The 10,484-nt window shown below is 71.2% G+C and carries 7 protein-coding genes; 1 reads left to right on the top strand and 6 read right to left on the bottom strand.

Going from position 1 to position 10,484, the window contains the following annotated elements:
• The first annotated feature begins 129 nt into the window (after positions 1-129).
• Positions 130-1,017, top strand: coding sequence for a LysR family transcriptional regulator (locus AC1D1T_RS11075; RefSeq protein WP_477824830.1), 888 nt, complete (start codon positions 130-132; stop codon positions 1,015-1,017).
• Positions 1,018-1,029: 12 nt separating this feature from the next.
• Here AC1D1T_RS11075 and AC1D1T_RS11070 read toward each other — a convergent pair whose 3' ends face one another.
• The 6 genes from AC1D1T_RS11070 to AC1D1T_RS11045 all read right to left on the bottom strand — a co-directional run bounded on the left by AC1D1T_RS11070 (position 1,030) and on the right by AC1D1T_RS11045 (position 10,478).
• The gene (locus AC1D1T_RS11070; protein ID WP_477824829.1) at positions 1,030-3,477 is read right to left on the bottom strand and encodes a DUF3772 domain-containing protein; all 2,448 of its coding nucleotides are present in this window, start codon (positions 3,475-3,477) and stop codon (positions 1,030-1,032) included.
• Between the two features lie 95 nt (positions 3,478-3,572).
• On the bottom strand, positions 3,573-4,766 hold the full coding sequence (locus tag AC1D1T_RS11065) for a hypothetical protein (RefSeq protein WP_477824828.1): 1,194 nt from the start codon (positions 4,764-4,766) through the stop codon (positions 3,573-3,575).
• Between the two features lie 220 nt (positions 4,767-4,986).
• A complete protein-coding gene (locus AC1D1T_RS11060; RefSeq protein WP_477838315.1) occupies positions 4,987-5,778 on the bottom strand; it encodes a transporter in 792 nt (263 codons plus the stop codon).
• 87 nt (positions 5,779-5,865) lie between these two features.
• The gene (locus AC1D1T_RS11055; RefSeq protein WP_477824826.1) at positions 5,866-8,958 is read right to left on the bottom strand and encodes a TonB-dependent receptor domain-containing protein; all 3,093 of its coding nucleotides are present in this window, start codon (positions 8,956-8,958) and stop codon (positions 5,866-5,868) included.
• Positions 8,955-10,154, bottom strand: a complete 1,200-nt coding sequence (locus tag AC1D1T_RS11050; RefSeq protein ID WP_477824825.1) for a hypothetical protein — start codon at positions 10,152-10,154, stop codon at positions 8,955-8,957. Before AC1D1T_RS11050 ends, AC1D1T_RS11055 begins: the two co-directional genes overlap by 4 nt.
• A gap of 60 nt (positions 10,155-10,214) precedes the next feature.
• A complete protein-coding gene (locus AC1D1T_RS11045) occupies positions 10,215-10,478 on the bottom strand; it encodes a hypothetical protein (RefSeq protein ID WP_477824824.1) in 264 nt (87 codons plus the stop codon).
• Positions 10,479-10,484: the final 6 nt, after the last annotated feature.

Raw genomic sequence — 10,484 nt, 5'->3', positions numbered from 1 at the left:
GGCCGGCCCGATGAACTGGCGCAGGCCTACCTGCTCGCGATGGCGACCGGTTTCATGACCGGCTCGGTGATCGACGTCGATGGCGGCGGCCTGCTGTGACGTCGTGTCGACGCTGAGACACTGGCGGGCATGGACCGCCTGAACGACCTGCGACTGTTCGTCGATGCCGCTGCGCTCGGCAGCTTCTCTGCCGCCGGGCGCAAGCACGGCCTGTCGGCGGCAGCGTCGAGCGCGACCATCCAGCGCATCGAGGCCGCGCTCGGCGTCAAGCTGTTCGAGCGCACGACGCGCCGGCTGCGGCTGACGGAAGAGGGCGAGGCCTACCGCCACTACGGGCAGCAGGCGCTCGACGCGCTGGCCGAGGCCGCGCAGGTGCTGCAGGCCGGCCACCGCGAGGTGCGCGGCACGCTGCGCCTGTCGGCGCCGTCGGACCTCGGCCGCAATGCGCTGCTCGCGCACCTCGACACGTTCCAGCAGCAGCACCCGCAGGTGAAGCTGGTGCTGAACCTCGGCGACACGCCAGCCGACCTGCTGGCCGACGACATCGACCTCGCGATCCGCTACGGCCAGCCGCGTGACAGCCGCATGGTGGCGCGCCTGCTGGCACCGAGCCGGCGCGTGGTGTGCGCGGCGCCGGCGCTGGTCGCGCGCGTGGGCCTGCCGGCGTCACCGGAGGCACTGGCCGCGTTGCCGACGCTGGTGCTCGTGACCGATGCCGGGCCGATGCAGGACTGGCGCTGGCGGCAGGGCGATGCCGCGCGCACGGTGCGCGTGGCCCGCACGCACGAGAGCAACGACGGCGATGTGATCCGCCGCTGGGCGATCCAGGGGCGGGGCTTCGCGTACAAGTCGCTGCTGGACGTGGCGGCCGACCTGCAGGCCGGGCGCCTGCTGACCGTGCTCGATGCGCAGTTCAGCGAGCCGGCACCGCTGAACGCGCTGTACCACCCGCACGGTTTCCAGCCGCCGCGCTTGAAGGCGCTGCTGGCGCACCTGCAGCAGGCCTTCGCCGGCTGACCCGCATCGTCGTCAGGCCGGGTCCTGCGGCGCCTCCCGCAGCACCATCGCCGCCGGTTTCGACATCGGCAGCCCCGCCTCGCGCAGCCCGCCCAGCACCGTGAACAGCAGCGCGCTCTTCACCGCATACGACTGCCGCGGCGACACCACGTAGCCGGTCGCGTTGAACACCAGGTTGCCGTTGTCGAAACCGTCGAGGTAGACCTTCGGCACCGGTGTCTCCAGCACGTCGTCGTGTTGCTCGAAAGCCTGCAGCAGCAGGTCGCGCACGCGTTCGGTGTCGGTGTCCAGCGGCATCGGCAGCTTGATCTGCACCAGCCCCAGCGGGCTCGCGAGCGTGACGTTGCGCACCGTCTTCGTGATGAACTCCGAGTTCGGCACGATCACCGTCGAGCGGTCGCCCATCTGGATCTCGGTGGCGCGCACGTTGATGCGGCGGATGTCGCCCTCGATGCCGCCGAGCGTCACCCAGTCGCCCACCTTCACCGGCCGCTCGGCCAGCAGGATCAGCCCCGAGACGAAGTTCGACACCACCGCCTGCAAGCCGAAGCCGATGCCCACCGACAGCGCGCTCGCGATCCACGCGATCTTGTCGAGCGCCAGCCCGACGGCCGACAGCCCGAACGCGATCGCGAGCACCGTGCCGACGAAGCCGAACAGCGTGGTGGTCGAGCTGCGCATGCCGGCGTCGAGCCGCGTGGTCGGCAGGAAGCTGCGTGTCAGCCAGCGCTTGAGCGCGCGCACCGCCAGCAGGCTGAGGCCGAACACCAGCAGCGCGCGCAGCACCGCCACCGGCCGCACCTGCAGCTCGCCGACGGCCACGCCGACGTCGAGCTGGCCGAGGCGCTGCCACAGGTCGCCCGGCCCCTCGCCGAACGGCGCAAGGATCAGCACCAGCGCCACCAGCAGCACCGCGAGCTGCAGGCTGCCCGCGCCGATGACGGCCACCTGGTTGCGCAGGTGCGAGGGTGATACCGCGGCATCCGAGTGCGCCTCGATCGCGCCATCGGGCTCCTCCGCGTCCGGATCGGTGAGCGGCGGCGAGCGCACCCAGGTGTCGAAGACATCGCCGACCAGCAGGTTCAGCAGGTAGGCGGTCAGCGAGACCGCGAACACCCAGACCACCTGGCGCGCGACGAAGCCGCCGAGCGCCACGTAGCCGACCACGATGCAGACGACGCTCGCCACCAGCGCGAGCCACACGCCGCCCAGCATCAGCGAGACCCACAGCGGGCGGGGCAGGGTGTCGAGCGGCGATGTGGGTTCCGGCGGGGGCTCGATGGCCGCAGCGGCGAGTGCTGCGCGCCGCAGCCGCTCGCCCGTGCGCAGGCTGCGGCCGACGACCAGCGCCAGCACCAGCGCATAAACGCAGTTGATCGCGACCTCGGCCGCGAGATCGGCCTGCGCCAGCACCGCAAGCCGCTGCATCAGCCAGCCGGCCAGCGTGACGGCGCCGATCACCACCGGCTGCCGGCGCAGGGCCGTCGCCAGCGCATCGGGCATCGGCAGCAGCCGCCACGCCGGCCGGTCGGCCGACAGCAGCGCGCGCCCGAGGCCGGCGAGGTAGGCCGAGAACAGCACCGCGCCGAGGAAGCTCGCGAGCATGCCGTGCAGCGGCTCGGGCACCGGGCGCTGCCAGTTCAGGCCCAGCACCAGGCCCCACGCGACGGCCCCGGGAGCGAGCATCCACAGCAGCGTCTGCGCGAGGGCGTACAGCGTGCGGCGCACCCGCGCGGCCGGCGAGTGGGTGGCGACCAGCCGCGCGACGACGCGGCCGAGCGCGATGCGCAGCGCGATGCCGATCAGCGCGACGCCGAGCCAGGCCAGCCACGCCGCGGCCGACATGCGGGCGAAGGCCGCGGCGAGCTGGTCCTGCCACGGCGAAGGCGTCGCTTCGCCGGGCGAGAGCAGGTCGCGCAGGTCGTGCCAGAACGAGGTGCTGAGCAGCGCATCGGTACGCTCGAACAGGTGCGCCTGGAAGCGCGAGCGGCGCTGCCGCGCGGCCTGGTCGGCGAGCTGCAGGCTCTCGACCGACAGCAGCCGCGCGAGCTTGATGCGCGCGGTCAGGGCCTCGGTGGTCTTCTGCAGGCTGCCACGCTGGGTGGCGACATCGCTGTCTTCGCGGGTGCCGTCGGGGGCGGCGCCGAGTTCGGTCAGCCGCGCCTGGGCGCGCGCGAGTTCGGGGGCCTGGGCTTGCGCGATCTGCTCGGCGTTGTGCTGGATCTCGAGCAGCGCGTCGCGCATCGCGACCAGCTCGGCATCGGGGCTGTCGGCCTGCAGGCGCTTCTCGATCGAGTCGACGCGCAGGCGGGCCGCTTCGAGGGTGGCGTCGGGGTCGTCGGCGGGCTGGGCGCTCGCGGTGACGGTGGCGGTGAGGGCGCCCAACGCGAACAGCAGCGTGAGCAGCAACGAGCGCGTGATCCGTGTCAGAAAGGAAACAGCCTGTGGTCGGCCTGGCATGCGATCGGCTCCATTCGAGAGGGCAGCGGGAATCGCGCATCCTGCCACCGTGGTGCAGGGCTTGGCAAACGAGGTGCCAAGGGGGCCTGCGGACATCACCGCATCGTGGCAGCCATGCCGGTGATCAAGCGGTCGAGCAGGCGGGCGTAGCCGCGCGCGTCCTCGCGATGGACCGTGTCGAGCAACTCGGGCCAGATCTCGCTCCACAGCGACCGCAGCGCATGGCGTTGCGCTGTGTCCTCTTGATCGCGAACGCTCTGCACGCCGGCGCAGGTCTTGTCCAAGGACTGCCGCAACACCCTGGCGACGTCGGCACGGTCACAGGTGCTGGCGCGATCCGCGAGCGCCATTGCGTCACGCAATGCCTGCGGGCGCAGACGTGGCTTCAGGTATTTCTCCACCACCCTGAAGCGGACATCGCGGGAAAACGCCACGACCCGGCGCGGATGGCGGCGCAGCTTCTTCAGAGCGGACCGATACGCGTCGATGTCGTGCTCGTCGATGGCACGCTGCAGTGCGGCCAGGCACGTTGACGCCGCCCGACCCGACAGGCCGGTCGAGACGCTGGTGGATGCCGGGACACCTTCCCGCAAGGTCGCCAGGTGGCTGCGGAGCTTTTCCAGGTGCGCGGTCATCGTGTTCGCCACGCTCGTGTTCAGCGCCAGGATCGACTCAGTCACAAGGCATGACAAGGCCTGGAGCGGACCGGATTGGCTTTCCCATGCCTGCGCCTTCAACTGGAGTGACGCGAACATCAGCGCGGCTTCGAAGCTTCCGAGGTCGTTCCGTGAGGTGGCCTCTTCGAGGTCGGACCGGAGTTCTGCGCTGAAATGCTCCAGCACGCAACGCGTGACGTGGGGATCGGCGTCATCGCAGAGGGCATCGAATGCCGCGGGCAGCGATCTGCTGCGATGGCGGTAGTCGGCGAAGAGCATCGTCACTGTCTCATTCAGCGCGATGTCCAGATCGACCCGAGCCTTCTTCAGAGATGCATCGATCTGGTCCTTCTTCAGCTTCGCGGCCACTGTATCGATCGGCTCGACGGTTCCGTGGTGTGGTGGCTCGCCGAGCCACAGCGCAAGAACACCGTCCACGCACGGCGCGTCTTGCAGCAGTGCGCGCGTGTCGGTGGCCAGGTTCAGCAACAGCTCACCGAACTCGTGCTGCTGTGCCGACTGCAGCTGGGGAAGGGTCGCGCGCCACAACGCACGGAGATCCGACCGGAGCCCGGGTGGACAGGCCTCGACCGCGCGCGGGAACCCGGCCTGGAGAGCCTTCAGCGTCGGCATCAGGAGTCGCGCGTCGACCGTCCGTCCAGCTGCGTTCCTGGTTCGAAGAATCCCGGGAGGCCTCGGTTCCGAGGCGGTGGAACCGGATGGGATGACGGGCAGAGGACCTTGCCGGTTCAGGGCCGCACTGTTCATGCTGAAGGCGAGAGTGGTGCTTCCGCCCTGAGTGGCCGGTTTCGGGCATTCGTTCCCGGCACCGCATTGATTGATGGCGTGCTTCTCAGAAACGGAACGAGACGCCGACGCCCCACTGCAGGTCGGGCGTGTCGCGGGTCAGCCCGCGCGACGCGGCGATGTCGAGCTGCAGCGAATCGTTCACCAGCCAGCTGGCCCCGAGGTCGAAGCTGACGACGTTGCCGCCATGCGCCCGGCTTGCCAGTTGCTGGCCGGCGATCTCGACGAAGGTGTGCCAGGCCGGCGACCAGCCCTTGCTGAGCGTCACCGCGAGGATGCCGGCGGTGAAGCGCGAGCCGTCTTCGGTCTTGTCGGCGACGAGGCCGGGCATCACGCCGATCGACATGTCATCCGGCAGGTCCCATTCGGCGACGAAGCGCAGCGACAGGCGCAGGCCCTGGCCGCGGAACGCGGTGGAGCCGGTGTCGAGGTCGACGTTCGCCAGCCAGGCCATGCCGGGCGTGCCGCGGGCCTCGTCGCCCTCCTGCATGCGCCACTTGATGCCGATCGAGGTGTCGGCCATGCCGCGCTCGGTGTCCGTGCGCAGGAAGCCGTCGGTCTCGACGCGGAACTCCATGTCGTCGCGAAAGCCCAGCCGCAGCAGCGTCGGCGTGCTGCGCGTGCGGGTCTTCAGGCCGTCGGCCTCGTTGCGCTCGAAGCCGAGGCCGGTCTCGATCTGCACACGGCCGCGGCCGACGACCTCGCTGGATTCGACGAAGTCGGGGCGGTCGGTGGTGATGCTGTCGGCGGCGCGCGCATGGTGTGCGGCCAGGGCACCGACCAGCACGGCGGTGGCGATGGTCGCCGCCCGCGTTGGCGAAAGGAGGGCTGTCTTCATCTCGTCTCCCCGGCGAGAGGGTCCCGCACCCCCCATGCTATCGGCGGTGCCGGCACCGAACTGAAGCTGGCTTTCAGGCAACTCCGCTCAGCGGAACTGCCACGCCATCGTCACCCGCACGCTGCGCGGCTCGACCGGATGGACATGCTGGTCCGCCACCGGCGCCGTCTCGCCCGCCCGCTGCGACTCGTACCAGTAGTCGATGTCGCTCGCCGCGCGGTTGAACAGGTTGAACACGTCGACGTTGAACGTCAGGCTGCGCGTTGCACGCCAGCCGCCGCGCAGGTAGGCCAGCGTCGTCGCGCTCGACCGCTGCGAGCCGTCCTCGATCAGGTCGCGCGACCCGAAGTGCCGCAGCTGGAACTGCCCGAACCAGGGCGACGCCGCATCGGCCCAGGTGAGGCCGGCCGACAGCACGCGGTTGACCGCCCCGGGTACGTGATCGCCCTCCGGCGCGCTGTCGGTGAAGCGCGCGCGAGAGGCCGCCAAGTCCACGTCCAGCAACCAGCCCTTCCACGCCCGCCCCCCCAGCGCCTCCAGCTGCCAGTGGTTGTTCCACTCGACGCCGCTGCGCCGGCTCGCGCGGTTCGGCTCGGTGGTGCCTGCATCGCCGACGAAGACCAGCTCCGAATCCAGGTCCAGCCGCCACAGCGCAAGCGAGCTCTGCAGGCCCGGCACGATTTCGCTGCGCAGCCCCAGTTCGCCGCCGCGGCTGCGCACCAGCCCGGGCACCGGATCGGCGGCCGCCGTCGTGCCACGCGCGTCGTTGCTGTGGAAGCCGCTGCCGTAGTTGGCGAAGAACTCGGTCTGCGCCCATGGCCCGAAGATCAGCGACAGCTTCGGCGACGCGATGCCGTCGCCCACGCGGCCGCTGTTGCCGGCCACCGAGCTGTCGACGGAGAAGTGCGCCCGATCGGCGCGCAGCCCGGCCACGCTCCTCAGCCACGGCGTCCAGTTCGTCGCCCATTCGCCGTAGACGCCGGCCGATGCCTGCCGCACCTGGCTCTCCTGTTTCACCGCCAACCGCTGCCCGTGCGCCGCCGCATACAGCCCGACGGGGCTCAACTGGTCATGCCGCAACTGCAGCCCGAGGCTGAACTGCTGCTCGCGCCCGCCCAGCTTCACGTTCCAGTGCCGGCTCGCCTCGCCGCCCAGCACCTGGCGCCGCTCGGCCTGCTCGAACTGGTCGCCGTTGACCGGATCGTCCATGAGGTAGGTGAAGTCGGAGAACAGGTTCAGCCGCGAGCGGATCGCGTACGCGCTCACGCGCCAGTCGCCGTCGTCCAGCAGCCGCGTCTGCTGCGCCGACAGGCTGATGCGCTGCGTGCTGCCGCCGTCGCTCGGGTCCAGCGTGCCGAAGCGGCCCACCGTGCCGTCGTCCACCGCGCGCTGCGGGATCTGGTCGGTCGCCGACCAGCGCGAGTCGTAGGCCATGAAGCTCAGGCTGCGCGAGCCGGCCGCGTTCCGTTCGCCATAGCGCAGCCAGCCGTTGACCTTGCGCAGGCGCTCGGGCTGCTCCCACGGGCCGTCGTTGCCGTGCAGTTCCAGCGCGCCCAGCAGGTGGCCCTCGCCGAAGGCCGTGCTGTCGGCCAGCAGCGCACGCCGGTAGCCGTGCTCGCCCAGCGTCAGCTTGGCGGTGCCGCGCGGCATCTCGTCGACCAGCGCGATGCGCGCCGTGCCGGCCGATGCGAAGTCGCCATCGGCCGCGAAGTACGGTCCCTTGTGGTAGTCGATGCGCTGCACCAGCTCCGGGATCAGGAAGTTCAGGTCGCTGTAGCCCTGGCCGTGTGCGTGGCTCACCATGTTGACCGGCATGCCGTCGACGAAGCTCGCGAAGTCGGTGCCGTGGTCGAGGTTGAAGCCGCGCAGGAAGTACTGGTTGGCCTTGCCGTCGCCGCTGTGCTGCGTGACGATCAGGCCGGGCACGAACTCCAGCACCTCGGCCGGCCGCAGTGCCGGGCGGTTGGCGATCAGCCGGGCGGTGACGCTGCCTTCGCTGGCGGCGCTCGACGTGCCGACGCCGTTCAGGTAGTGGCCGATGACCTCGACGGGGGGCAGGGCCGCTTCGCTCGCCACCTGGGCACTCGCTGTTCCGAGCCTGATGTCGAAGGCGCGTTCGGTCAGCCACACCACCGCGACCAGCACGATCAGCGCCGAGCCGCCGCGCAGCAGCACATGCCGGTAGAAGCGTGTCGTTCGCAGCACCCAGACGCTCGCCACGAAGGCGGCGACGATCGCGAGCTGCCCCAGTTCAACACCGAGGTTGAAGCCGAGAAGCGGCAGCGCGAGTGCGCCCTGCGCGAGCCCGGCGTCCTTCAGCGCGCCGGCGAACCCGAAGCCATGCACCAGCCCGAACGCGAAGGTCAGTTTCCAGCGGCCCTCGCGCACCATCGGCACCAGGTTGTTCAGCGCCGCGAACACGACGCTGGCGGCGATGATCGATTCGACCCAGCGCGACGGCGGGTTCACGAGATCGAAGGCGGCCAGCGCCAGCGTGATCGAGTGCGCCACGGTGAAGGCGGTGACGACGCGCAGCACCTCGGCCAGCACCGGCCGCAGGCGCGGCGATGCCAGCACGGCCGGCAGCAGCAGCGCGAGCAGGAACAGGATGTGGTCGCTGCCGATCAGGATGTGGTGCACGCCCTCGGCGACGAAGCCGGCGAAGACGGGCCCGGCAGCCGTGCCGAAGCTGCGCGGCGCATCGCCGGGCACCAGCACGGCGGTCTCATCGCGGCCCTGCTGTTGCACGCGGACGATGCCGCGGTGCGTCGGGTCGCTTTGCGCGAACAGCTGGTAGACGGGCGTCAACGACTGGACCGGTGCGGGGCAGGTCCAGCGTCGCGTCAACACCGCATAGTGGCCGTCGCTGTGCTCGTCGAGCTGCTGCGCGCCGCTGGCGCCGGGCGCGCACGGCGCGCCGTCGGCCTGCACCGACAGGCCTTGCAGAGACAGCCGGTCGATGTCGGCCCAGCGCGTGCGCACCTCGCCCCAGGCGAGCTGCCCGTCGTCGTCGGCATCGAGTGCGAGTTCGCGTTCCAGGTCGCGCAGCGCGATGTCGAAGCGCTGTTCCACGATGGCGCCATCGACCTTCAGGTGGACGTAGGCGTCACTCGGCTTGTGGGCCTGCGCGAGGAGCGGCAGCAGGCCGAGGCAGGCGATCAGCAAGTGGCGCGCATTCATGAGCCGCTCCCGGCGAGCGCCTGCAGGCGCGCATCCTGCCAGCCGGTGTCGCGGACCCGTTGCCACACCGGCTGTGCCGCCTGCGGTTGCTTCGCCGCCAGCGCGGCGCGTACCAGCAGCAGCGCGTCGGCCGGTTCCTTCTGGACGGCCCAGTTCGCCTGCGCGCTCGACAGCGCGGCGGGCGCGTCGCCCAGCAGGTCGAGTTCGTAGCGCGCTTGCTCGCGCGCGTGGCTGCGGTCGCCGCGCAGGCGGGCCGCGTCGAAGCGAGCGCTCAGCGTGGCGATGGCCTGTGGCGCGCGGGGATCGGCGCTGCGCTTCCAGGCGATCGCCAGGCGCAGCAGCAAGGCGTCCGCATCCTCGCGGCCGGCCAGCAGCGCTGCGGCATCGCGCTCGCGGTGTTGCGCCAGCAGCCAGTCGGCGCAGGCGGCCAGCGTGTAGACGTCGGGTGGCGATGACGCTGCGATCGCGCGCCGGTACAGCGCATCGGCCGATGCATCGCCGCGGCGCTCGGCCAGTTCGGCCTGCACGAGCGCCAGCCAACCGGTGTCGGCGTCCGGCTGCCGGGCCAGTGCGGCCAGCGCCGCCGCGGCGGGTTCGGCCCGGCCTTGCAGGCTCATCAATTCGGCACGGCAGACCTGCGCCGGCAATTGCACCGCGCTGCCGAGGGCCGCGTAGTGCGCTCCCAGCAGGCGTTCGCAGCCGGCATCGGCCTCGCGCCAGCGGCCTTGCACCTGCAGCACCGAGGCACGCGTCAGCTCGGCCTGGGCCTGGATGGCCAGCGGTACCGGTTGCGGGCCGGGCTGCAACAGCGCATCGAGATCCTGCAGGGCCGGCCCGAAATCGTGCTGGCTCTGCCGCACGATCGCGCGCAGCAGGCGCACCGGCGCCGGGGGATGGGGCTGGGTCCACCACGGCGCCAGGGCGGCCTGGGCCTGGCCGAGTTCGCGTGGGTCGCCGTCGCGGCGCGCGCGTTCGATGGCGTCGTGTGCCAGCCGCGTCGCGAGCTGCAGTTCGGCCGGGTGCTGGCGCAGTTGCTCGCGCAGCGCGCGTTGCTGCTGGCGCTCGGCGCTGCTGCCGATGCGGGCCGGCAGGCGCTCGACGATGGTGTCGTCGCCGGCTGGAACGAAGGGGGCGGCGTGGCACAGCGCGGCATGCAGCAGCGCCACCGGCCACCACCGGAAGATCGAGCGAATCATCATCACCTCGGCTGGAAAAGGGTCCGTCGCCCGGATCGGCATCCGGACGACGGGTTCCGGTCAGAGCGTGGCCGGTTCGTCGGTCTCGCTGGTCGGCACGTTCGCGATGGCGTCCAGGCTCAGCGGCTCGCCGCTGTCGGACGCCACGTTCACCCGTGCCGCGGCGTACTCGGTGTACGCCGCCGGCGTGGCTGCCGCAGTGACGGGCACCGCGGTTTCCTCCGGGGCCGGCGCGTCGCCGCCGGACCCTCCGCCGCCACCGCACGCCGTCAGCAAAGCGGCACCCACCAGGCTCATGCCGAACGCTTGAAGAAGCTTGTTCATGCTGCG

The organism is Rhizobacter sp. P2_H3 (assembly GCF_056403355.1).
Note: the sequence above shows the minus strand (reverse complement) of the source record. Positions and strands in the feature narration are given on the sequence as shown.

Coding starts and splice junctions, on each gene's coding strand:
- AC1D1T_RS11055 (WP_477824826.1), bottom strand. CDS start 8,958: ATGAATGCGCGCCACTTGCTGATCGCCTGCCTCGGCCTGCTGCCGCTC.
- AC1D1T_RS11060 (WP_477838315.1), bottom strand. CDS start 5,778: ATGAAGACAGCCCTCCTTTCGCCAACGCGGGCGGCGACCATCGCCACC.
- AC1D1T_RS11070 (WP_477824829.1), bottom strand. CDS start 3,477: ATGCCAGGCCGACCACAGGCTGTTTCCTTTCTGACACGGATCACGCGC.
- AC1D1T_RS11045 (WP_477824824.1), bottom strand. CDS start 10,478: ATGAACAAGCTTCTTCAAGCGTTCGGCATGAGCCTGGTGGGTGCCGCT.
- AC1D1T_RS11065 (WP_477824828.1), bottom strand. CDS start 4,766: ATGCCGACGCTGAAGGCTCTCCAGGCCGGGTTCCCGCGCGCGGTCGAG.
- AC1D1T_RS11075 (WP_477824830.1), top strand. CDS start 130: ATGGACCGCCTGAACGACCTGCGACTGTTCGTCGATGCCGCTGCGCTC.
- AC1D1T_RS11050 (WP_477824825.1), bottom strand. CDS start 10,154: ATGATTCGCTCGATCTTCCGGTGGTGGCCGGTGGCGCTGCTGCATGCC.